Origin of the sequence: Listeria sp. SHR_NRA_18, assembly GCF_003856515.1 — a bacterium.
GTDB lineage: Bacteria > Bacillota > Bacilli > Lactobacillales > Listeriaceae > Listeria_A > Listeria_A newyorkensis.
Genome location: NZ_QPKR01000001.1, coordinates 106,678 through 130,208, shown reverse-complemented (window position 1 = coordinate 130,208; position 23,531 = coordinate 106,678). Strand labels below are relative to the sequence as shown.

The window sequence follows — 23,531 nt, the reverse complement described above, 5'->3', positions numbered from 1 at the left end:
TGAAAGATGAGTCAAAACCTTTGCTTCACTCGTGCTTTCATGACCTTTATTATCATCTATAACTCTTCGTAAACACCGATTTTCTTAAACTTCTCATACCGCTGATCCGCTAATTGCTCGCCGTCAAGTGCTGACAACGAATTCAAGCTTTTACGGATGACTGCGGAGATAAGTGCGGCTTGTTCTTCCACGTTACGATGGGCGCCGCCACGTATTTCAGGAATGATGCCGTCTGTGATGCCTAACTCAAATAGATCTGCCGCCGTTATTTTCATCGACTCAGCAGCTTGTTTGGCAAGTCCTGCGTCTTTCCAAAGAATAGCTGCAGCGCCTTCTGGTGAGATAACGGAGAAAACGGCATTTTCTAGCATGTAGATTTGGTTGCCGACGCCAAGCGCCAAAGCACCGCCACTTCCACCTTCACCAATAACAATCGAAATAATCGGCACGGTCATATCGCTCATCTCGTAAAGATTACGCGCAATCGCTTCACTTTGTCCGCGTTCTTCGGCGGCACGGCCTGGATAAGCGCCTTTCGTATCGATGAAGCAGATAATCGGACGTCCAAATTTATTGGCTTGTTTCATTAAACGTAACGCCTTGCGGAAACCTTCTGGGTGTGGCATTCCGAAATTACGATGCAGATTGTCTTTCGTATCTTTCCCGCGTTGGTGACCGATAACCGTGACTGGTGTACCGTTAAATGTAGCGACACCAGCTATAATCGCTGCATCATCACCAAAATAACGATCGCCGTGCAATTCCATAAATTGATCAAACACAAATGGAATATAATCCAGTGTCGTCGGGCGTTCTGGATGGCGCGCGACTTGGAATTTATCCCAGGCAGACATATTGCCATAAATCGCGTCTTCTAGCTTACCAAGACGGATTTCCAACTTCACAATTTCTTTCGTCAAATCGACATCCGACTTCTCATTATACTCTTTGAGATCAGCAATCTTTGTTTGTAATTCTAAAATCGGTTTTTCAAATTCTAGCTCATTTGCCATCTGCTGCATCCTCCTTTTTTGTATGGATATCTAAGAGGAAGCGCAGTGTTTCGCGCATGTCAAGGCGTGATATAACCTCATCCAGCTGGCCGTGCTTTAATAAGAACTCCGCTGTTTGGAAGTCCTCTGGTAAATCTTCGCGAACCGTTTGCTCGATAACACGACGCCCTGCAAAACCAATCATTGCCCCCGGTTCTGCAAAATTATAATCGCCGAGTGATGCGAAACTTGCCGAAACGCCTCCCGTTGTAGGATGCGTCATGATGGAAATCGCCAATCCTCCGTGGTTACTGAAACGCTTGAAGGCAGCCGATGTTTTCGCCATCTGCATCAAGGACACCATACCTTCTTGCATCCGAGCGCCCCCCGATGCTGTAAAAATCACAAATGGAACGCCTAATTCATCGGCTTTTTCCACGGCGCGCAGTATTTTTTCTCCGACAACAGAGCCCATGCTGGCCATCCGGAATCTGGAATCCATCACGGCTACTACAAATGGCAGTGTCGCAATCGTTGCCGTTCCAGTCAAAATAGCTTCATTCAAGTCGGTTTTCTTCTTATCTTTTACAATTCGATCCATATAATCTTCAAACCCAAGCGGATTTGCCGTCGTTAAATTGCCGTCCAGCTCCGAAAACGAGCCCTCGTCTACTAAATAGGCGATTCTTTCTTGCGCCCCTAGCGAATGATGATAGCCACAATAGCTACAAACCTTCAAGTTCTTCTGTAGTTCCTTGGAGTACATAATTTTCTTACATGAAGGACATTTCGTCATGATACCTTCTGGAACATCTGGCTTAGAGCCGTCTGAAGGAATCGTTGCATATTTCCTTTTCTTTGGTTTTGTAAATAAATCTCCTAACAAAGGATGAACCCCCTTTTGAAACAATCTCTTTTCTAATCAGCACTTCAACTATTTTTGTCCACTTTCCATAGTAGCATTTTTTGGCGCATTTGTCTTATCTAAATCTTTCTGTATTAGTACAACTTGGATACCGATACCGGCTGTTGTCCTTTATTCAGTCACACTACTATACCATATTTTTTTTATTTTTTAAAAGGCTAACGAATGATAAAATTGCCATCTCCGAGAAGTTCCGTGATTGCTTTCGCTGTTTCAGAGCTCCCGTTAATGCTAAATTTCGGCTGTAGCTGCGTCGTTTTCTTCGTTGTTTCGTCATGTAAAATAACGCTGATATCACCGCGATTAGCCAGCAAAATCGACTTTAATTGTTCCCATTGACTCGCTTCTTTAATACGTAAAAAAGCGCGTTTTGGAACTTCGATATCTTTTACATTCTCTGCTTTATTAATGACGAGCTGTAATTCCCCGTTTCGTTGGTCCACTTTGGCTTGAAGCAGTACAATAAGCCCTTTTTCGGCTAGTTCTGTGTATTTTCGATAGGTTTCTGGGAACATGACGGCGCTGATTTCACGGCTGTCATCACTGATTGTAAGGAAGCACATCGACTCACCTTTTTTTGTGCGGATCGTTTTGATGTCGTGAATATACGCCGCTATTTTGTAGATTTTGCCGACTTTTATTTGTGATAATGGTGTTATTTCAAGGAGTTTTAGTTTATCTTGATAGAACGTGACGGGATGCGCAGAAACGTATTGCCCGACGTATTCTTTTTCTTTTTCTAGTTTTTCATCGATTGGAAGCGGGCTGGCTTCGCGGTATTTCGGCTTCATTTTGCGGAACAATTCGTCATCAGTTGTGAACAGATTAATTCCTTTTTCGTCGTCGCCAAGCAAGCTAACATATTGTAGCGCTGCGTCCATCGAAGCCATATACGTGGCGCGATCTTTGCCAAATTCATCGAAACATCCCGCGTAAATGAGCGCTTCTAATACTTGCTTGGTCAGTTGTTTTTGAGGCATCCGTTCGCAAAAATCAAAGAAGTCCTTGAACGGCGCTCCTTTTCTTTCGTTGACTATCGCGAGTACAAATTTACTTGGAACTTTGCGAATGACGCGTAAACTGAACCTTATCGCGTCGTCCTCCACTTGAAAATGATAGTAGCTACGATTGATTGAAGGTCCGCTCATTTTGATACCGTAGTTTTTTGCTTCGGTGATGTACTGGCTTATTTTATCGTCGTTTCCAATGACTGCGCTAAGAAGTGAGGCCATGAATGCGGCTGGATAATTGGCTTTTAGGTAGGCTAGTTGGAACGCGATTTTAGAATAGGCAACCGCATGACTTCTATTGAAACCGTAATTGGCAAAACGAACAATCAAATCGTAGACTTCATTCGCGCTTGCTTCCGTGTAGCCTTTTTTGACTGCACCTGACACAAAATGAATCCGCTCCTCTTCTAGGACATCCGCTTTTTTCTTACTGACGGCGCGTCGGAGTAAATCTGCCTCACCAAGCGAAAAACCTGCCATGACGGATGCGACTTGGATAATCTGTTCTTGGTAGACGATAATGCCATACGTAACGCCTAAAATCGGCTCCAAATCTGGATGTGGGTAGACAATGTCTTGCTTCCCATGTTTCCGAGCAATAAAAGTATCAATTTGTTCCATCGGGCCTGGACGGTAAAGCGCATTCGTCGCGACAATATCTTCAAATGAAGTCGGACGCAAATGCTTCAATACACGCCTAATCCCATCAGATTCAAACTGGAAAATCCCAGTCGTATCCCCTTTTTGGAAAATTTGCAGCGTTTTAGCGTCGTCGAGCGGTATATCTTGCAAAGTCAGCTCTGTATCCCGAATATAGTTGACATTTTTCAGCGTTCGATCGAGTAATGTCAAATTTCGAAGTCCCAAAAAATCCATTTTTAAAAGTCCTATTTTTTCGAGATCCCCCATTGCAAATTGCGTCAAAAGCGCGTCACCACTGCCTTTTTGGAGGGCTATTTGATCGACGAGCGGTTCGTCACTAATAACGACTCCGGCTGCGTGGGTGGAAATGTGGCGGGGCAAGCCTTCGATTTCGGTCGCGATTTCCCAGATAAGTTGGTTTTGTTCGGAGCTAATAATGTGGCGTTGCAGGGCTGTAGACTGTTCGTACGCTTTGGTTAGCGTCATACCAAGTTCGCGTGAAATGAGCTTAGACCAGTCGGATAATTGAACAGAATTTAAGCCAAATGTCCGCGCGGTGTCTCGAACCGCAGCTTTGGCCGCTAACGTTCCAAATGTGCCAATTTGTGCCACGTGCTGTGTGCCGTATTTGCTAACGACATAAGAAATGACCTCATCGCGACGATTATCAGGGAAATCCAAGTCAATATCGGGCATACTGATACGTTCTGGGTTCAGGAATCGTTCAAATAGTAGTTGATATTGAATCGGGTCGACATCTGTAATTTGTAGGACGTACGAAACGAGCGAACCCGCCGCTGAGCCCCGTCCTGGTCCTGTTAGAATCTCGTTTTCTCGTGAATATTTCATGACATCCCATACAATAAGAAAATAATCGGAAAAGCCCATATCCTGAATAACTTTCAACTCGTAATCCAAACGTTCCCAATAGGTTGCGTCAGGATTTGCGACACGGATTTTCAGCGCGTCATGACATAAATCTTTCAAAACTGGCCCTGCCTCAAAACCTTCTGCCAGCGGGAATTTAGGCAATAAATGCTGATCCATCGCAATCTCCACGTGACACATATCCGCAATTTTAGCCGTTAACGCCAATGCTTCCTGCTCAAACGGCGTTGTAAACAGATTTTCCATGTCCTCAGGCGCGGCGAAATAAGCTCCTCCAGCGAGCGGTAAATTATGCCACGATACAGTGTCATTATCGCGAATCGCGCGCAAAATTTCTGTACTGCGAACACCTTTAGGCTCCAAATATTGCACATTTTTCGTGGCAACAGCAGGGATTTTCTCCGCTTCGCAAAAATCACGAACGGCCTCGTAATGTGGATTTTCTTTTTGTAATGTCATGTAAAATCCAGATTCACCAGCAATTTCCTGCCACTTCGTCACAACCAAGCGCGCATCTTCGTGTAAACCTTGGCGAATCAAGCGTTCGATTTCTCCAGCTTCACCCGGCGAGAATAGCAGCAAGCCGTCTCGATACGATTCTAGCCACTTTATCGGTAGTTTCTGTTCCTCGCGTGTCTCGATGGCACTTGAAATTTTGAGTAAGTTACGGTAGCCTTGCGTTGTTTTCGCGAGCAGGAGCAGTTCGTAGGTCTCAAGCGGTTGCGTCACGCCCTCCACTGAAATCATCATCCCGATAAGCGGTTTAATCCCCGCAGCATGGCACTTTTGATAAAATTCGATAACACCATACATCACATTATGATCGGTAATCGCGACTGCTGGATAATGAAATTGTTGTGCTTTCTCAATAATCCCGTCAATAGCCGCCGTACTTGATAACAAATCGTACGCGCTAGCCACTTGTAAATGAACAAATCCCATTATCCATGTCTCCTCTCTCGAACAACATTCTCCATTCTATTATATCGGTTATCCCCCGAAAAAGAAACCATATGTTCGCTTTTATTTATCACCTGCCCCGAACCTACGCATAATGTTTGATAGCTTGTTGCAAGTTTGCCTTTATTTCTAGTCGCAGCGATTCAGGCGCCATGATTTGAACGTCCGCACCAAACGATAATAAAAAAGAATACAGCCAATCTGTTTTCGGGATCTCCGTTTTTACTTCGATGCGCCCTGAAACCACCTGCAAAATTTCAGCTGGGAAAATCGCTAATAACCGGTAATATACAGATGCCTCAAACACAAGATGTACTGCCAATTTCGGTGCTGGTGTCACGGCTTGCTGTCGAAACGCATCAAACGCAGATTCCTCGAAATTTGGTTGGAAATAGTCCGTTATCACAGCGTCTACCATACGATGCACATGAAATAAACGATATGCCTTCCGCAAATAACAATAACCCCATAAATACCATGCATTCCCGCGATACCAAAGCTTCAGTGGTGCGACTTCCCGCCTCGTTTTCTGCCGATTGCTATTATAATAGATAAAAGCGACTTTGCGATTTTCCAAAATACATTGCTTCGTCAGCGCAAAAATCTCATTTCGTTCAGGCGGAGCTCCATATTCAGCTGGATCGATCACAATCCAATCCTTCTCAACCGCGTCCCATAGCGCCTGAAACTTCTCCATTAGAGACGCCACCTCTGGAAAATTCGTCGTTGAAAGGTTTTGGAGTGCTACTTGAAGGACATCCTTTTCCTTCGCGGTAATCGGTATTCGAGCTAAGCTAAACCCTGACATAAGACTAATTCCACCTGTTCTCCCGCGCGTCATCTCGATAGGAATACCCGCCAATGAGAGCGTTTCGATATCACGATAAATGGTCCGGACCGACACCGCAAAATAAGTCGCCAAATCCTTTGCCTGCAACTGCTTCCTGTTCATTAATAAGATTAAAATTTCCAATAAACGATCGATTTTCACAATGGCTCACCTCTTCTCATTTTATCCTAACATACTATTTAAATATGACATAACGCTGTCAATCGAATACGCTATTATAGAAGAAAAGGAGGTTTTAATGATGCAAGAAATTTATTGGATAAACGAAACGCGTACGAATAATTTCAATGACCGCGAAGTCGCTGCGAAAATAGGCGGCTTATGGCAAGAAGCGCAAAAATTACAGCAAACAGACGCCACGTTTTATGGTATTTATGCTGATTATGAGAGTGACTACAAGGGAGATTATACGGTGAGCGTTGCGAGCAATATGCCTCATTCTGAAAACGCAAAAAAAATCATGATTCCTGAACAACCATATCAAGTTTTCAACGTAGAAAAAGAGGTTTTCGCGACGTGGCAAGAAATTTGGAATACCGAACTCCATAGAAGTTACCTTTTTGACTATGAAGAATACACTCCTGATGGCTCGATTCGGATTTATGTCGGTCTAAACGCATAGAAAAAGAGCAGTACGCCAAATTTGGTTTACTGCTCTTTTATTCAATTACATAATGCTTCTAGTTTTGCCACCATTTCTGGGATTTCTGACTCCGATTCAAGCGTCGCACCAGATGCCAACGGATGCCCACCGCCACGATATTCCTTTGCTAAACCGTTGATAACAGGCCCTTTTGATCGTAAACGCGCTCGGATAATCGCGCCATCTTCTATGAATAATATCCACGCTTTAATCCCAATAACGCTGTCAATCCGATTCACCAACTGTGCTGCATCGCGCGCCGTGACATCAAACTGCTCCAGCAAAGCTCGGTTAATATAAATATGCGCAGCGCCATTTGCCGCCATCTGGAAATTTTGCAAAATATAGCCTGATAATTTGACCGCATTCAGTGGTGTCTCATACATTTTTGTAAAAATTTCCGTGCGATCAAACGGGAAAACAACAAGGTCCGCCGCGTAACGCAATGTTTTCGGCGTCGTATTCGGGAATAAGAACCGTCCAGTATCCCCAACAATCCCAGCGTACAGCAACCGCGCCGCCTTCTCGTTCAGCGTCAATTCTTTCGGAAACGCCTCCACAAACGCCGTAATCATCTCACTACAAGACGAAGCCCCCGTATCAACCCAACTATAATCCCCATACGCATCGTCATTCGGATGGTGATCAACCTTCACAAGCTCCTTGCCAAGCGTATAGCGCGCGTCATCAATCCGCTCCGTGTTCGCCGTATCACAAACAATCACAAGCGCACCCTCATAAACCGAATCCTCAATCGCATCCACTTTCCCAAGAAAATCAAGCGACGGCTCACCTTCCCCAACACAATACACCAACTTATCTGGAAAATTGCCTTCTAAAACCGCCGCGAGTCCCATTTGCGAACCATATGCATCCGGATCCGGCCGCACATGCCGGTGAATAATAATCGTCTCATATTTCTTAATCACATCTAAAATTGCTTTTTTCATCCTATTTCCACCAATCCTTAACGTTCCATCATTTGGCAAGCCACAATCGCTTTACCCACTAAAATACCTTCCAAATACAGCTCGATATCGATTTTTCCCGCCTTACGTCCAATCTCCAAAATCCGCGGTTTAATCACAATCGTCGCATCCATTTGTACCGGTTTCAAAAAGTAAATCGAAATATTCTCAATCGCCACATTGCGCTTCTTCAAAGAAAACAGTTTTTGCTGCACAACATCACACACGATCTGCGTAAAAACGCCGTAAGAAAGCGTCCCGATATTGTTCGTCATCTGCGGCGTCACGGTAAATTGAAAATCCAGTTCCGACACATCATCCGTCGTCTTTTCAATCAACTGATTCGTAATCGTATCGTCAATCGTCTCCCCAATCTGCGGCTGCCGCTGAATCATTTGCAGCGACTTCAAAATATCCTGTCGACTCACAATCCCAATCAGCGTCAAATCATCTTTCACAACCGGGATAACCTCGATACCTTCCCAAATCATCATGTGCGATACCGACGCCACGCTCATTTTCGGACCGACCGTCAACGGATTTTTCGTCATCACTCGCTCAATCGAGATCGATAAATTTTTGTCAATCACGTCTTTGCTCGTAATCATCCCCGACAAGCGCATCGCCTTATTCACCACTGGAAAACGGCTGTGCCCCGTCGATGTTTCCTTCTTATACCAACCCTCGACCCGATCCGATGTGCTCAAATAAGCCGTCTTCTCAAGCGGTGTCAAAATATCCTCCACAAACACGACTTCCTTCTTAATCAACTGGTCAAAAATCGCCCGGTTAATCATCGTTCCAACCGTAAACGTGTCATACGTCGTCGATAAAATTGGCAACTCTTTCTCGTCCGCCAATTTCTTCACCGAATCCACCGTATCAAAACCGCCCGTAATCAGCACCGCGGCACCACGTTCTAGCGCCAACTCCTGCGCATCCACCCGATTTCCAACGATCACCAAGTTCCCCGCATCCGTATAGCGCTCCATCGCCTCCACCGTCATCGCACCAATCACAAACTTGTTCAGTGATTTATGAAGCCCAGCACGGCCACCAAGCACTTGACCATCGATCATATTCACAATCTCCGCGTACGTCAGCTTCTCGATACTATCCTTTTGCTTCCGCTCAATCCGGATTGTCCCGACACGCTTAATCGTACTAACAAAGCCAACAATTTCCGCATCCTTAATCGCCCTGTAAGCCGTCCCCTCACTGACATGCAAGTTTTTCGCGATTTTCCGAACCGAAATTTTCTCGCCCACCGCAAGCTCTTCAATATATTTCAAAATCTGCTCATGCTTTGTCGCCAAGCCACTCACCCATTCCCTCTAAATTGTCATCGATGCGCCAATATCCAGCACTTTCCCACGCAATTCCGTATTCAAACTCGCCACAAACGCGTGCGGATCCTGTGCAATCAGCGGGAACGTATTATAATGCATTGGTACAACCACCTTCGCCTGCAAAAATTCCGCTGCAATCGCCGCATCTTCCGGCCCCATTGTAAAATTATCCCCAATCGGCAAAAACGCCACGTCAAGCTCGTTCAACTGCCCGATTAATTTCATATCCGAGAACAATCCCGTATCGCCAGCATGATAAATCGACTTCCCATCGATTGTCAACACGAATCCCGTCGGCAAGCCTAAATTAATAATTTTGCCATCTTGCACCGTCGACGAACCATGAAACGCCTGCGTCAATTTCACCGTTCCAAAATCAAACGGACGCTTTCCACCAATATGTAGCGGCGCCAAATTTTCCACACCTTGCATATTTAAAAACGTTGCCAGTTCCACATTCGCAATCACCGTCGCGCCCGATTGTTGCGCAATCGTGACCGTGTCCCCCACATGATCGTCGTGCCCGTGCGTCACAATAATATAATCCGGTTTCTAATTCTCCACCACCAAATCACACTGCGGATTCCCTGAAATAAATGGATCCACAAGAATCGTCACGTCCTCCGCCACCACTTTAATACAAGATTGCCCATGAAATGAAATTTGCATATTCTGACTTCCCTTCTGTACTACTAATTATATTTAATACATAAACTATACCATAAAACGATTGCAAAGTGTTGCAATAACACCGTTTAATGATGACACGAAAATACGTAAAACATCGCTATACTAGTACAGAAAACACACCCGATATCTAATCAAAGTCCGCAATCATCTTCTCTAAACCAGCCACTACATGTTTTCGTGCCCTTCCAGAAAGAGCCTTCTCCATTCCCTCGTTCAAATCACGAAACGCTTGCTGCACATGACGAACCAACTCTTCTCCTTCTACTGTCAGAAAAATCTGCTTCTGCCGCTCATTATCGCTAGGTATCTCCCGATAAATAAGCCCCTTCTTCTCCAATTCTTTCAAAATATTCGTGATTGTCGCGTTCTGCTTCCCTAAATAATGCGCCAAGTCCTTCTGAATCGTCCCCGAATTCGCAGCCACATAATTCAAACTTTTCGCCTGCAAAAGATTCAAATGAACCCCTTTCAACCGTTTTGAAATATAATCCTGTTGTAACAAACTCAACTGATAAATTTTCTCTGACAACTCATTTTCGCCTGAAATCAAATGCCTCTCCTCCTTCATGTCTTTTAAACAGTTTAATCTAAAACAATTCAATTGACAACTATTCTAAAACAGCGTATAGTCATATTCATTAAATAGTTTTAATTACAACTGTATTAAAAACAACTATAAATCAGGAGGAATCAATCATGTCACTAAGCCCACAACAAATGCAAAATACAATACACGAATTTCAACAAAACTTTGTGTTATCAGGCCTTACAATCGAACAAATTGCAACCGAACTACAAACAAGCCCAGAAAAAATCCATCGCATTCTCCAATTAGAACAAAAATCAATCGAAGACCCGTGGATTCTCAAGGAATTTTTAGAGCAACATATTTTGAAATCGGGAAAAATGCCTGTCCCATTTAGCGCGCTACAAGGCAATTACCATCAATACTGGTTTTTAAAGACGAAAAAAATCGATAAAATGCAGCTCAGCAAAGGAAATAACTAATTTAGGAGGAATTTACAATGACAATTACTTTAATTACAGGCGGAAATGCCGGATTAGGATTTGAAACCGCGCGACGTTTGAAAGAAGTTGGGTACAAAGTTTATATCGGATCACGCGATGCCGCTCGTGGAAAAGAAGCAGCCGCGGAACTTGGCGTCGCTTTCATCGTTTTAGACGTCACAAACGAAGCTTCCGTCGCACAAGCAGCCACAGAAATCGAGAAAAAAGAAGGCCATTTAGACGTCCTTATCAACAATGCCGGCGTTTCAGGAAATGTCGCATCGCCAGAACAAATCACCGTCGACATGATGGAGCAAGTCTACCAAGTCAACGTTTTCGGAGTCGTGCGCGCCACCCATCACTTTTTACCACTTTTGCAAAAATCGACACAACCCATTATCGTCAACGTGAGCAGTGGCCTCGGTTCATTCGGGCAAGTTCTAAATCCAGAACAAATCGAATCCAAACTAAACCCGCTAGTATACAGCTCGTCCAAATCCGCCGCTTCCATGCTCACAGTCCAGTACGCCAAAGGTTTACCGAACATGCAAATCAATGCGGTTGATCCAGACCCAACCAAAACTGGCTTAACAGGGCAAGGCCACCAAACCGTTCAAGAAGGATCCGACGCGATCGTGCAAATGGCAACCATTGACAAAGACGGCCCAACTGGTATTTTTATGAGCCACGATGGTATTATTCCATGGTAAACATTTAATTTCTGCGCGATTTCGTGTTATGATAAAGCGGACGAAACAAGGAAAGAAGGATGACTGATGGAAAAAAATATCGATATTTTGCAAAACTGGCTAAAAGAGCAAGGCGCTGAGGTTGCGTTCATCACCGACCCTGAAAACATCGCCTATTTCACCGGCTATCATAGCGACCCACACGAACGCGTGCTAGGCCTCGCCGTATTTCCCGAAGTCGCGCCGTTCCTTTTCACACCAGGCCTTGAAGTAGAAGATGTGAAAAACAGCGACTGGTCACACGAGGCATACGGTTACAGTGACATCGAAAACCCCTGGGAAATCATCGTCACGCAGATTACAAAACGCGTACCGACCGTGAAGAAATTTGCCATCGAGAAATCCCATATGACGGTTGACCGTTTTGAAATTTTATCCAAATATTTAACCGACGCGACATTCATCTCGATTGAAGAAAAAATTCAGATGATCCGCCTCATCAAAACACCAGAAGAACTAGCCATCCTAAAAGAAGCCGCACTACTAGCCGATTACGCCGTCCAAGTGGGCGTTGACGAAATCGCAGAAGGCAAAACCGAAGCGGAAATCGTGGCAAAAATCGAATATGAAATGAAGAAAAAAGGCGTGAGCGCGATGTCCTTCTCAACGATGGTTCTAACCGGCACAAACGGCGCCCTACCACACGGCACACCAAGCGAGACAAAAATCAAAAAAGGCGACCTTGTCCTCTTTGACCTAGGCGTTGTCCATAAAGGCTACTGCTCCGACATCACGCGCACCGTGGCATACGGCGAAATCAGCGCAGAACAAGAAAAAATCTACAACACCGTGCTAAAAGCCCAACTCGCAGCCATCGAAAAAGTAAAAGCCGGCGTTCCGGCGAAAGAAGTGGATCTGACCGCTCGCAACATCATCAAAGACGCAGGTTATGGCGACTACTTCCCACATCGACTCGGGCACGGGCTAGGCGCAAGCGTCCACGAATTCCCATCGATCACCGAAACAAACGAGATGGCGCTACAAGAAAATATGGTCTTCACCATTGAACCCGGCATTTACGTCCCAGGCGTTGCAGGCGTGCGAATTGAAGATGATATCGTAGTGACAAAAGATGGTTATGAAATTTTGACCGAGTTTCCGAAAGAATTAACGTATGTGAAATAAGTCAAAGAAGTAGTTCAGCCCACCAGCTGGACTACTTCTCTTTGTATTTAAGCAATCTCTCCTCAAGCGTTCCCGTATGCAGTTCGAACAAATGATTATCAAAATCATAAAAATAAATCGAATTCGCCTCCCCAACGACTCTTGGACGCCCAGCTTTAATCTCTAATCCTAGTTTTACAATGCGTTCCAAATATCCATCGTATTCCGCCTCATCAATCTTAAACGCAATATGATTATACGTCCTACTTGGCAGACTGTTTCCTTCCATAATCGCAATCCATAAATCACCTATTAAGAAAAATTTTTCCCGTGACAAAGAATACGTATCGTCTTCGCTCGAATAAACCTCCTCCGCATCAAAAATTCGTTCAAAAAACAAGCTCGCTCTTTCCAAATCTTTGACAACAAACGTCATATGACTCAAACCTTCCATACTGATCACCTCATTCTCTATGCTACAAAACTTCTCTACTTTGAGCAACTAATTTCCCAATCCCACCCAATCGCCGTACAATAAAATAAAAACGAGGTGATTCCAAATGAACCTAACATTCACACCTGCAGCCATTTCACGCGTCGAGGCCTTGCGCGGTGACCTTCCCGGCAAACTATATCTCTACTATTTAACAGAAGGATGCGGTTGCGAAAACAGCGGTATTTTCACATTAAAACTAGCGATCGAAACAACACCTGAAGACATCGAATTCTCATCCAATCTTGGTCCCATCTTAATCGCGCGCTGGACGGCTGTTTTCCTAGAAGAACAACTAAAAATCGACTACGATGCCAAATCTAACGCCCTCATTCTAAAAAGCGACGGTCAATTCTACAATCGTAACCTCCTACTCATGGACACTGATAATAACTATATTCACACACCAAAAAAACGAGCAGTAACCTCAGCAAGAGATTTCTGCTCGTTTCAGCGTGTCGACAAACGCTCATTTCCGTCGTTAGAGCCTGTGCGTCGCGCCAGTGCTCGACTTTGCCTAGGATCTAAGCATTTGTCGACACGCTGGGGTTCGGCGAATAGTCTACGAAAACTGGCTTTTCTAGTTAAGCCAGCGCTTCTTCCACCGCCTTATATTCATAACCCAAATCATCCGCAACGGCTTTATACGTCACATAACCACCAATCGTATTCACACCTTTATACAGCGATAAATTTCCAAGAACTGCATCAGCAAGCCCTTTATTCGCCAATGTTAATCCGAATTGTAGTGTCGCATTCGTCAGCGCGATGGTCGACGTACGTGGCACGGCACCCGGCATATTCGCCACTGCATAATGCACAACACCATGTTTTTCATACGTCGGGTCATCATGCGTTGTCACACGATCCGTCGTTTCAAAAATACCACCTTGATCAATCGCGATATCCACGATAACCGCACCTGGTTTCATTTGCTTCACGAGATCCTCTTTCACAAGTTTCGGAGCACGCGCACCCGGAATCAGTACCGCACCAACAACCAAATCCGCCTTTTTCACAGCCGTTTCGATGTTGAAAGCGTTACTCATCAACGTCGTAATTTGATTGCCAAAAATATCATCCAGCTCGCGTAAACGATGCAAGTTCAAATCGAGAATCGTCACATTCGCACCAAGCCCAATCGCCACTTTTGCTGCGTTCGTTCCTGCCATCCCGCCGCCGATAATAACCACTTCGCCACGCTCAACGCCCGGCACACCGCTAAGTAAAATACCGCGACCGCCATTGTTCCTTTGCAAAAATTGTGTCCCAATCTGCGCTGCCATACGACCAGCAACCTCGCTCATCGGGCTAAGTAATGGTAATGTACGGTCATCCAGCTCCACCGTTTCATAGGCAACACTGTTCACCTTATTCTCCGTAAGCGCCTTCGCAAGTTCTGGCTCATTCGCCAAATGTAAGTATGTGAACAACAGCAATCCTTCACGGAAATAGCCGTATTCAGATGCAATCGGTTCCTTCACTTTCACAACCATATCCGCAGCCCAAGCCTCAGCAGCAGTTCCCACAATCGTCGCGCCTGCCGCAACGTAATCCTCATCGTGAAAAGCTGAACCTACACCCGCGTTTGTTTCTACTAGTACTTTATGACCTGATTGCACGTAAGATAAAACACTGGCCGGCGTCATTGCTACCCGATTTTCATTGTTCTTAATTTCTTTTGGAACACCAATTAACATATGAATCTCCCCTTTTAAGTAAATTAGCCCATAAAGTATGCGCTTACAAAACAAGAATAACACAGATGACCCGAATTGTAAAAAAATACGGGTTAAAAAATTTTGCAATGCTTTTAATGGTTGTTTTCGCAAAAAAAGGGTACAATAATAGTATAAAAAGATTTTCCAAAGTGTCGAAATTCACTGTTTTCGTGAAAGTCCCGCCAAACCCCAGCGTGTCGACAAATGCCTATATTCTAGGCAAAGTCGAGCACTGGAGCGGAGCATACTCAGGTATGTGAGCACCGGCGCACAGACTTTAACGACGAAGATAGGCGTTTGTCGACACGCTGGGCAGGAGGGATTTAGTATGTTACAGCAATATAGTAGAGTTTTAGTAGCAGTTGACGGGTCTAAAGAAGCAGAAAGCGCATTCCAGAAAGCAATTCAAGTTGCAAAAAGAAATGAAGGATCACTCGGACTTGTTCATGTTATCGATACGCGTGCCTTCTCATCCGTCGCTAACTACGATACTTCCATGGCCGACAAAGCCACAGAATACGCGGATGAATTGTTAAATGGTTACAAAGATGATGCATTAAAACAAGGTGTTACCAATGTCGAAACTTATATCGAATACGGTTCACCAAAAACAGCGATCACAAAAGAAGCTGCCAAAGCCTTCAAAGCCGACCTTATCATGTGTGGTGCGACTGGTCTAAACGCAGTAGAACGCTTACTTATCGGTAGTGTTTCGGAGTACATCATCCGTCACTCCCCATGCGACGTACTAGTTGTAAGAAACGAAGATCCAGTTTACAAAGACTAACAAAATATGAATAAGCGATTTCCCGAATCTCAGTGGGAAATCGCTTATTTTTTTAGTTATCTATTTTCTCGCGGATGGCAAGCATTCTGTCTTCGATTGCTGCGATTTCTCGCGCACAAACCTCGAGCTCCAAACCAAGCCCCGCGTCACCCATTTCTTTTTTGTAGCGTAACGAATGTTCTAAACTCGCCCAGTAGTCCATTGCAATTGTGCGGATTTGAACTTCAATGCGATATGCTTCCTTACGATCTGATAAAAAGATAGGCACCTCTAAGATTAGATGCAAACTACGATAACCATTTTCTTTCGGGTTTTTAATATAATCTTTCGTCTCGATTAAGTAGACATCATCTTGCTTGGTCAACATTTCTGCTAGCCAATAAATATCGTCTGTATAGGAACAAATAACGCGAATTCCTGCCACATCGTTCAGCGTCTCTCGAATACTAGCCACCGAAATTGCCTTCTCCTTTTTTGCTAGTTTCGTGCCAATACTGATCGGTTTCTTAATTCTAGACGTGATAAACTGAATCGGATTTCGATCTTCCTTCAAAGCCATTTCGTCATTTAGAATATCCAATTTCGTACGTACTTCTCGAATCACGGATTGATAGCACGTCATTAAACTGCGAAATTCATCTAAATGCTGCATTCCTTCGCTCAACTTCGGATCATTCCCAAGCCATACTTTAAAATCTTCTAAAAGAGCACTGTCCATATTATTTGCCGCCTTTACAATTTTTGTATTCACTCCTGTATAATAGCACAAAACCAAGGTATAGAGTTAACTATAACTGGATATTTCTCCAAAATCTCATCAAAAAAACAGAAAGCAACTATCTCTCAATCGAGATAACTGCTTTCTGCAAAATTCTATTTATCTTTGTGCGCGAATAACTTCCACATCACGTGCAATCATCAATTCTTCGTTTGTCGGAATGATGATAACTTTAACTGGTGAGTGCGGGTAGTTAAGGAATGCTTCTACACCACGAACTTGGTTTAAAGCTGGATCCCAATAAACGCCCATGAACTCAAGACCACGAAGAACGCGCTCACGAATGTACGAACTGTTTTCGCCAATTCCTGCTGTGAAGATAATCGCATCGACACCGTTCATACGAGCTGCATACGAACCGATGTATTTATGAATACCATCAACAAAGACGTCAAGCGCTAGTTCAGCACGATCATTTCCTTTTGCGGCTTCGCTTTCTAAATCACGAAGGTCACTCGAAATACCGGATACGCCAAGCATACCTGATTCTTTGTTCAACACGTCAAGCACTTGTTCCGCTGATTTCCCTGTTTTCTCCATAATGAATGGAACGAGCGCAGGATCGATGTTACCAGAACGAGTTCCCATGGAAACACCAGCAAGCGGCGTGAAGCCCATCGATGTATCCATGGATTTACCGCCTTCGATTGCAGCGATACTTGCACCGTTTCCTAAGTGACATGTGATTAAACGCAATTCCTCTTGTGGACGACCAAGCAAGTCAGACGCACGTTCTGTCACATATTTATGACTCGTACCGTGGAAACCATATTTACGAATGCCATAATCTTCATAGTAGTTATACGGCAAGCTGTAAAGGTAACTTGATTGCGGCATTGTTTGGTGGAAAGCTGTATCAAAAACGGCTACCGCTACGATATCAGGTAAAACTTTACGGAAAGCGCGAATACCAGTAACGTTCGCTGGGTTATGAAGTGGCGCAAGTTCAGATAATTCCTCGATGTCTGTAATAACTTGATCCGTGATATATACGGATTCTGTGAATTTTTCGCCGCCGTGAACAACACGATGTCCAACGCCTGTGATTTCATCGTACGATTTAATGATGTTATGCGAGATTAATTTGTCTAGTAACATTTGGACCGCAACTTCGTGATCCGGAATGTCCGTTACTTCTTTGATTTTTTCATCGCCAACAGAGATTGTAAAAATCGAATCTTTCAAGCCAATACGTTCTACGATTCCTGCTGTAATAACCGTTTCTGATGGCATATCATATAATTGGAATTTTAGTGACGAGCTCCCAGCATTAATTGCAATTGTTTTTTCCATGTTTATTTCATCCATTCCCTTCAACTACTTGTTTTCGTTAAACCAGTTTTCAATTTTCGCCAATACGTTTGCCGTCGCTCTTGGATCGGTCAAACTTGGCAGGTTCGCGAGCAATACTTCTTTTGGCGGCTGCAAATCATCTGCCCCTTTTTGCAGGATTAGAATACTTTTTCGAGCTCCCTCAGATGCAAAAAGTGTCTCTGGCAATTGCAGAATTCCTTGAATGTGACCATGTTTTTTGATGAACCTGTCCACTTTCGCGAAATCTTCCGTTCCAAACATCGCACTCGGCACTAGGAAAAATAAATAGCCTCCTGCTTTCGTGTACCGCATACCTTGCTCGATAAATAAAAAATGCGCAAAAGAATGCCCATCGTCGCGGCGTAGCTCGAACGCTTTAGCACGCGTATCGTCTGGATAATACCCAACCGGCAAGTCACTCACAACAACATCGACCGGATCGACAAGCAAGTTGCCCAAACCATCTTGATGTAAAAGTTGGATTGGTTGGCGCTCCAAATCAGCACCGACGTAAGCAAGCGAAATGAGCAAATCATCGACATCAACGCCAGTAGCATCGAGCTCTAATTTACCTTCCAATTGATTGACAATCGTTGCAATTAAGTTCCCGGTCCCGCATGCAGGATCGAGCAAACGGATTTGTTTCTTACCAGCAAAAGCCTTGTCTACCAAGTAACCCATAATGAACCCAATCGAGTCCGGCGTCATTTGATGATTGACCTGAATGCCATGCTTCATACCTTTTAAGAGTGCAAGTTGATAACTCTTACGGATATCTTCTTTTGCAAACTCCTCCAACTGAACAGAACCATACCGCTCTTCCAGATTCAGTGTCGCCTCAGCAGAAAGTTCATCCTTTTGAAGTACCTCTTTCTGAAATAAATTCTCTCCTGTCTCATAAACGGCCTCCAGATAACTCATTTCGAGCTCGTTCTGAATAATGATGGCTGTATCATCGAGAACACGGAATAATTCCTCAACTGTTGCATTTGTCAAAAGTGAACACCTCGAATTCCTTCATTTCTAACACCAATTAAATATTATACAGCATTTCCAGTCAAGATGATAGCATTTTACACTATCAAAAAACAAGGTTTGTGGCAAAATGAGCAAGCGCTTTATTTTTGTGGATTTTCCTCATGTTTTGCGTATTGTTATAGTGCCAAGCTTAGTATTCACTATAACAGGATGCACAAAAAAAGAGTGCCGAAGCACCCCATCAAAGCTTTGCTATTTTTAAAAATTACTTATCCCCACCAATACGTACACCTTTCATGAAATATTTATTCAAAACAATGTATAGAATCAGAATAGGAATAATAGAAACAACGGACGCTGCCATAATATAATTCCACTGCGTCGCGTTTTGCGTTTGAAACGACTGTAAGCCCAGTGTCAATGTGTATTTTTCTGGCGATGTAATGTAGAGTAATGGTTTCATGAATTCATTCCACAAACCGAGGAACACGAAGACGCCTTGTGTCGCGATGGATGCCTGTGCTATTGGAAAAACGATTCGGAAAAATGTCTGCGTCCGGCTCAGCCCATCCATTTGCGCCGCCTCCTCCACCTCTTTCGGGAAATTCACAAAAAACTGCCGCATCATAAAAATATAACCAAAGTTGATCGCACCTGGTAAAATCAGTGCATTATACGTATCAAGAATTCCAATGGATTTCATGATTAAATAGTTTGGAATCAAAAGAATTTGCGCCGGCACCATAATGACTGCCAAAATAAGCAAGAACATCTGCTTACGCCCAGGAAAACGGAGTCGCGCCAAAGCGTAACCCGCCATACTATTAAATATAATATTTAAAATAGTTCCTGAAGTCGCGATGATAAATGAATTTAATATCCATCTTGGAAAAAGCGGATCACGCGTAAAAATGTAGCTAAAATTTTCAAGCGTTGGTGCTTTTGGTAGCAAGGAAAGCCCGCCACCGATAATTTCGCTATACGGTTTGAATGATGCCATAACTGCCCACAAAAACGGGTACAGCGTCACTAAACCATAGCCGATAAGCAATGTGTACGTTACTATTTTCCAAAAACGCTTTCGCTTCATGATGCCGCACCTCCCTCTTCGTTGACATCCTCTTTATTCAGTTTCCGCGCGAGCATCGATACAACAAAAATGATGATTGTCAGCAAAATCGCGATTGCCGAAGCATATCCCATCGTGTCGAATGACTTAAATGCGTACTGATAAATAATGAGGGAAAGCGTTAACGTGGCGTTATTCGGGCCACCACTCCCACCCGAAATAATATACGCTTGATCAAAAAGCTGAAAACAGCCGATAATCCCCATCAAAAGGACATAGTTCGTAATCGGCGCAATCTGCGGAACCGTAATTCGAGTCAAACGTTTCCAAGCATTGGCCCCATCCACTTGCGCCGCCTCGTACATCGTTTTTGGAATATCTTGTAATCCAGCCAAATAAATCGTCATGAAAAATGGAACCGTGGACCAGATATTCATCACCATAATCGTACCCAGCGCAAATTGCGTTTCATTAATGAAATTAATCGGCTCACTAAGAATGCCAAAATCGACCAAAATATTGTTCACTGGACCCGTCAAACTAAATAAGAACATGAATATCATCGTTAATGCCGAACTGGACGTCAATGTTGGTAAGAAAAAAATCGTTCGGAATGTATTTTGAAATTTAATCCCCGAATTGAGTAAAGATGCCATTAACAATGCCAAGATAGTTTGGCAAGGCACAACGATGATCACGTATCGCACCGTGTTTTTGAGCGCAATCCAGACACGCTCATCTTGAAATGCGTTCGTGTAATTTTTTAAGCCGACAAATTGGTAGCTCGATTCGCCGACGAGACTAACTTTGTTTAAAGATAAGAATAGGGCGTAAATGATTGGTATTAATGTAAAAACGGTCATGATGATAATCGTTGGCAACATGAAGGATATGCCTTGCGCAGCCTCCTTCGCCTTACGCTTAGACTTGTTTGGATTCATTTTCTAGACTCCTTTTTTTGTTGAGATCCTTAGGAAGCGTTCTTTGCTGAGTTAGGATATCAATATGCATGTGAACGCAGTGAGCAGGTAATCCACCAGTGATCCTTAGGACGCTAACATGAAATAACTCAAAAATAGCAACCCATCTCAACCCCCGAAGAACCTCAATATACATGTGAACAAGCAATCCACCAGTAATACTTCTCTAGTTTTTCAACTGCGTCTTAATATCATTATTCGCACTCTCTGTCGCTTTCGTCATCGCTTCTTTCAACGTCATCTCGCCTTTAAGCGCCGATGGAAGCATATTTTTGTATTGATCCGCAACAATCGAGAGCGTCGTACCGTCTTGCCACGGTGTCGCATATTCGGCACCTGCCACAAACGGCTTCAAAATTGCGTCTGTTTCGATGTTCATCTCTTTTGCAACTGATTGGCGTGACGGCAATACCGATGCTCCTTCTGCCCAAGTCTTCATGCCCGTTTTCCCAGTAAAATATTGCATTAATTCCCACGCCGCATCTTTGTCTTTTGCCGCTGCGTTCATCGAATAACTTACCGTAAATACCATCGTTCCTTTTTTCCCATCAATGGTTGGTATTTCTTTCGTTCCAAATTTCACATCCGGAAAATTTTGCTTTAAATGTGCAATTGCCCAGTTCCCTTCAACCATCATCGCTGCTTTACCTGCTCCAAACGAGTCCCCCGACCAGTCTTGTCCTAAATCCGCTGGGCGCTTAATCAAGCCTTTTTGGTACCAATCCACCAGTGGTTGTAATGCCGCAATAATTTTTGAATTATCCAGATTAGAGTAGCCATCTTTATCTATAATCGGTTCCCCAGATGCTTGTGCAATGTACATTTGGCGAGCAAGATCTGCTGTGAACGCGCTAGGGACAACATCTTTTGGTAATTTCGCCTTCAAATTTTCTAGGAAAGCCCCCATTTTATCAGCGGTTGTCGGAATCGTATTCGGATCGATTCCAGCATCAGCAAACATGTTCTCGTTGTAATAAATACCGAGCGTTGAGTAATCTTTCGGCAATCCATACTGCGCCTTGTCATCTCCTGTAAATGCACGGTATACCGGTTTATAAAAATCATCCGTATCAAAATCTTTTGTCTTCGAAATATAATCATCCAAAGGCGCTAAAACCTTCTTTTCAATCAAACTTGGTGCGAGGTAAGCGTCTACATAAAAGACATCTGGCGCGGTTCCCCCAACTAAATCCGTCTGGAGTTGCGTTTCATAATCGTTGTACACCTTCTCTTTCACCTTGATTCCAGACTCCTTTTCAAAATCAGCAATCAATTTCTTACGCGTCGTATTCTCAGCCTCTGTCCCTTTCCAAACACCTAATGTTACCGTTTTCTCGCCTGCCCCAGCCGTATCTTTCGTCTCATTTCCACAAGCAACTGTAAATAACAATGCAAAAACTGCGCTTAGAATCCCAAGCATTTTCCAACCATTTTTCATAGCAACTCTTCTCCTTTTTATCCAATTTAAAGAAAGCGTATTCATTTAAAGTCATTCTATTCCAAAACGTTTCGGATGTCAAGTGCTTATTTTCAAAGAAATAGATGTTTAGAGTTGTAAGTTTCCCTAAATTCCACTAAAATAGGGATAACAAGAAGTTAGTATTGGAGGTATAACGTTTTGGCAACAATCAAAGATATTGCGAAAGACACCGGTTTTTCTGTAACTACCGTTTCACGTGCGCTCAATGGCTATAGTGACGTAAACGAAGAAACGCGAGCTATCATTCGAGCCTCCGCGCAAAAATTGCAATACAGTCCAAATATGTTGGCGCAGAGCCTTGTCACAAAAAAATCAAAAACCATCGGGCTACTAGTGACCGACTTAAAAAGGGAAAGTGTGAAGGATAATTTTGTCTTCGAAGTTTTGTGTGGTGTGAGCGAATATGTCGCAACGATAGACTATGAAATGATTTTGATTAGCACGACCACATCGAGGCAACGAAACAAAACATTTGGCCAAGTTGTGGGCGAGCGAAACCTAGACGGTGTCATCATCCAAGGACTAAAAAAAAATGATCCCTACTTAACAGAAGCCGTTGCTAGCAATCTGCCCACCGTTCTGATAGACATCCCCATCGAAAACGATTCCACTGGCTACGTCACCTCCGACCAAGAAGATAGCATCAAAACGGCAATTAAATATTTATCACGCCTCGGCCATCAAAAAATCGCGTTCATGAATGGGCATAAACGGGCATACGTAAGCGAAATTCGCTTTAAAGCCTACCAAGAAGCTCTAATCGAAGTGGGCATGGAGTATGACGATAAACTAATTTGTTACGGTGATTTTGAAGAAGAAAAAGCGTACCAAACAGCGCTCAGCTTTCTACTAGCGAGACAAGAGGTTTCCGCTATTTTCTGCGCCAGCGATATCATGGCCTTAGGTGTTTTACAGGCCGCACGTGAGCTTCAAATCCAGGTCCCCGAAGAGCTCTCAATCATTGGATTCGACAATATTCTGCTCACCCGTTATGTAAGTCCATCCCTTAGCACCGTCGCGCAAAATCCGTTTGAACTCGGAAAAGCTGCAGCTACACTTGTTTTGGAAATTATTAATCAAACATCGACAGAACACCATCAAATTTTGCAAAACGAACTAATCGTCCGTGAATCTAGCGGGGCTAAGAAATAAG

General features: G+C 43.7%; 21 protein-coding genes and 2 pseudogenes. 7 read left to right on the top strand and 16 right to left on the bottom strand.

The annotated features are described in order from the left end of the window. Window positions 1–56 precede the first annotated feature (56 nt). From DUK53_RS00735 to DUK53_RS00720, 4 genes are all read right to left on the bottom strand, one after another. Complete coding sequence (locus tag DUK53_RS00735) at window positions 57–1,013, bottom strand: acetyl-CoA carboxylase carboxyltransferase subunit alpha (RefSeq protein ID WP_036089515.1); 957 nt, start codon at window positions 1,011–1,013, stop codon at window positions 57–59. Continuing rightward, complete coding sequence (accD, locus tag DUK53_RS00730; protein WP_036133202.1) at window positions 1,003–1,878, bottom strand: acetyl-CoA carboxylase, carboxyltransferase subunit beta; 876 nt, start codon at window positions 1,876–1,878, stop codon at window positions 1,003–1,005. Before accD ends, DUK53_RS00735 begins: the two co-directional genes overlap by 11 nt. A gap of 197 nt (window positions 1,879–2,075) precedes the next feature. Next, window positions 2,076–5,399 carry a DNA polymerase III subunit alpha gene (gene dnaE / locus DUK53_RS00725; protein WP_036133204.1) on the bottom strand — a complete coding sequence of 1,108 codons (3,324 nt, stop codon included), beginning with the start codon at window positions 5,397–5,399 and terminating at the stop codon, window positions 2,076–2,078. A gap of 103 nt (window positions 5,400–5,502) precedes the next feature. Further along, a complete protein-coding gene (locus DUK53_RS00720; RefSeq protein ID WP_036089523.1) occupies window positions 5,503–6,408 on the bottom strand; it encodes a helix-turn-helix transcriptional regulator in 906 nt (301 codons plus the stop codon). Window positions 6,409–6,505: 97 nt separating this feature from the next. On the opposite strand from DUK53_RS00720, the gene DUK53_RS00715 reads away from it, so the two are divergent. Next, window positions 6,506–6,889, top strand: coding sequence for a GyrI-like domain-containing protein (locus tag DUK53_RS00715; protein ID WP_159106204.1), 384 nt, complete (start codon window positions 6,506–6,508; stop codon window positions 6,887–6,889). A 41-nt stretch (window positions 6,890–6,930) separates the two neighbouring features. Here DUK53_RS00715 and DUK53_RS00710 read toward each other — a convergent pair whose 3' ends face one another. The 4 genes and pseudogenes from DUK53_RS00710 to DUK53_RS00695 all read right to left on the bottom strand — a co-directional run bounded on the left by DUK53_RS00710 (window position 6,931) and on the right by DUK53_RS00695 (window position 10,467). Next, on the bottom strand, window positions 6,931–7,860 hold the full coding sequence (locus tag DUK53_RS00710) for a DHH family phosphoesterase (RefSeq protein ID WP_036133206.1): 930 nt from the start codon (window positions 7,858–7,860) through the stop codon (window positions 6,931–6,933). Window positions 7,861–7,877: 17 nt separating this feature from the next. Continuing rightward, window positions 7,878–9,194 (bottom strand): CBS-HotDog domain-containing transcription factor YtoI, encoded by a 1,317-nt coding sequence (ytoI, locus tag DUK53_RS00705; RefSeq protein ID WP_036133308.1) that lies wholly within the window; start codon window positions 9,192–9,194, stop codon window positions 7,878–7,880. 18 nt (window positions 9,195–9,212) lie between these two features. Further along, window positions 9,213–9,896, bottom strand: a pseudogene (locus DUK53_RS00700) (metal-dependent hydrolase). 148 nt (window positions 9,897–10,044) lie between these two features. Next, a complete protein-coding gene (locus DUK53_RS00695) occupies window positions 10,045–10,467 on the bottom strand; it encodes a MarR family winged helix-turn-helix transcriptional regulator (protein ID WP_036089533.1) in 423 nt (140 codons plus the stop codon). A 146-nt stretch (window positions 10,468–10,613) separates the two neighbouring features. Here DUK53_RS00695 and DUK53_RS00690 point away from each other — a divergent pair, with 146 nt between their 5' ends. The 3 genes from DUK53_RS00690 (at window position 10,614) to DUK53_RS00680 (ending at window position 12,799) form a co-directional block, all read left to right on the top strand. Then, window positions 10,614–10,925 carry a DUF2316 family protein gene (locus DUK53_RS00690; protein ID WP_036133208.1) on the top strand — a complete coding sequence of 104 codons (312 nt, stop codon included), beginning with the start codon at window positions 10,614–10,616 and terminating at the stop codon, window positions 10,923–10,925. Window positions 10,926–10,942: 17 nt separating this feature from the next. Next, window positions 10,943–11,635, top strand: a complete 693-nt coding sequence (locus tag DUK53_RS00685; RefSeq protein ID WP_036133210.1) for an SDR family NAD(P)-dependent oxidoreductase — start codon at window positions 10,943–10,945, stop codon at window positions 11,633–11,635. 66 nt (window positions 11,636–11,701) lie between these two features. Further along, the gene (locus DUK53_RS00680; protein ID WP_036089541.1) at window positions 11,702–12,799 is read left to right on the top strand and encodes a M24 family metallopeptidase; all 1,098 of its coding nucleotides are present in this window, start codon (window positions 11,702–11,704) and stop codon (window positions 12,797–12,799) included. A gap of 31 nt (window positions 12,800–12,830) precedes the next feature. Here DUK53_RS00680 and fosX read toward each other — a convergent pair whose 3' ends face one another. After that, on the bottom strand, window positions 12,831–13,232 hold the full coding sequence (gene fosX / locus DUK53_RS00675; RefSeq protein WP_036089544.1) for a FosX/FosE/FosI family fosfomycin resistance hydrolase: 402 nt from the start codon (window positions 13,230–13,232) through the stop codon (window positions 12,831–12,833). Between the two features lie 106 nt (window positions 13,233–13,338). Here fosX and DUK53_RS00670 point away from each other — a divergent pair. Further along, window positions 13,339–13,680, top strand: a pseudogene (locus DUK53_RS00670) (iron-sulfur cluster biosynthesis family protein); the annotation flags it as partial. 175 nt (window positions 13,681–13,855) lie between these two features. On the opposite strand, the gene ald reads toward DUK53_RS00670, so the two are convergent. Next, entirely contained in the window at window positions 13,856–14,971 is a 1,116-nt protein-coding gene (ald, locus tag DUK53_RS00665; RefSeq protein ID WP_036133212.1) for an alanine dehydrogenase, read from the bottom strand. 349 nt (window positions 14,972–15,320) lie between these two features. On the opposite strand from ald, the gene DUK53_RS00660 reads away from it, so the two are divergent. Next, window positions 15,321–15,779 carry a universal stress protein gene (locus DUK53_RS00660; RefSeq protein WP_036066705.1) on the top strand — a complete coding sequence of 153 codons (459 nt, stop codon included), beginning with the start codon at window positions 15,321–15,323 and terminating at the stop codon, window positions 15,777–15,779. Window positions 15,780–15,831: 52 nt separating this feature from the next. Here DUK53_RS00660 and DUK53_RS00655 read toward each other — a convergent pair whose 3' ends face one another. The 6 genes from DUK53_RS00655 to DUK53_RS00630 all read right to left on the bottom strand — a co-directional run bounded on the left by DUK53_RS00655 (window position 15,832) and on the right by DUK53_RS00630 (window position 22,336). Continuing rightward, window positions 15,832–16,497 carry a GTP pyrophosphokinase gene (locus DUK53_RS00655; protein WP_036089558.1) on the bottom strand — a complete coding sequence of 222 codons (666 nt, stop codon included), beginning with the start codon at window positions 16,495–16,497 and terminating at the stop codon, window positions 15,832–15,834. 159 nt (window positions 16,498–16,656) lie between these two features. Then, a complete protein-coding gene (locus tag DUK53_RS00650) occupies window positions 16,657–17,850 on the bottom strand; it encodes an acetate kinase (protein WP_036089561.1) in 1,194 nt (397 codons plus the stop codon). Window positions 17,851–17,874: 24 nt separating this feature from the next. Beyond that, entirely contained in the window at window positions 17,875–18,867 is a 993-nt protein-coding gene (locus DUK53_RS00645; RefSeq protein ID WP_036089564.1) for a class I SAM-dependent methyltransferase, read from the bottom strand. Window positions 18,868–19,114: 247 nt separating this feature from the next. Beyond that, the gene (locus DUK53_RS00640; RefSeq protein ID WP_077917795.1) at window positions 19,115–19,939 is read right to left on the bottom strand and encodes a carbohydrate ABC transporter permease; all 825 of its coding nucleotides are present in this window, start codon (window positions 19,937–19,939) and stop codon (window positions 19,115–19,117) included. Next, entirely contained in the window at window positions 19,936–20,859 is a 924-nt protein-coding gene (locus tag DUK53_RS00635) for a carbohydrate ABC transporter permease (RefSeq protein WP_036089568.1), read from the bottom strand. The genes DUK53_RS00640 and DUK53_RS00635 overlap by 4 nt, the downstream gene beginning before the upstream one ends. Window positions 20,860–21,064: 205 nt before the next feature. Continuing rightward, a complete protein-coding gene (locus DUK53_RS00630) occupies window positions 21,065–22,336 on the bottom strand; it encodes an ABC transporter substrate-binding protein (protein ID WP_036089573.1) in 1,272 nt (423 codons plus the stop codon). A gap of 180 nt (window positions 22,337–22,516) precedes the next feature. Here DUK53_RS00630 and DUK53_RS00625 point away from each other — a divergent pair, with 180 nt between their 5' ends. Beyond that, complete coding sequence (locus DUK53_RS00625; RefSeq protein ID WP_036089576.1) at window positions 22,517–23,530, top strand: LacI family DNA-binding transcriptional regulator; 1,014 nt, start codon at window positions 22,517–22,519, stop codon at window positions 23,528–23,530. Window position 23,531 lies beyond the last annotated feature (1 nt).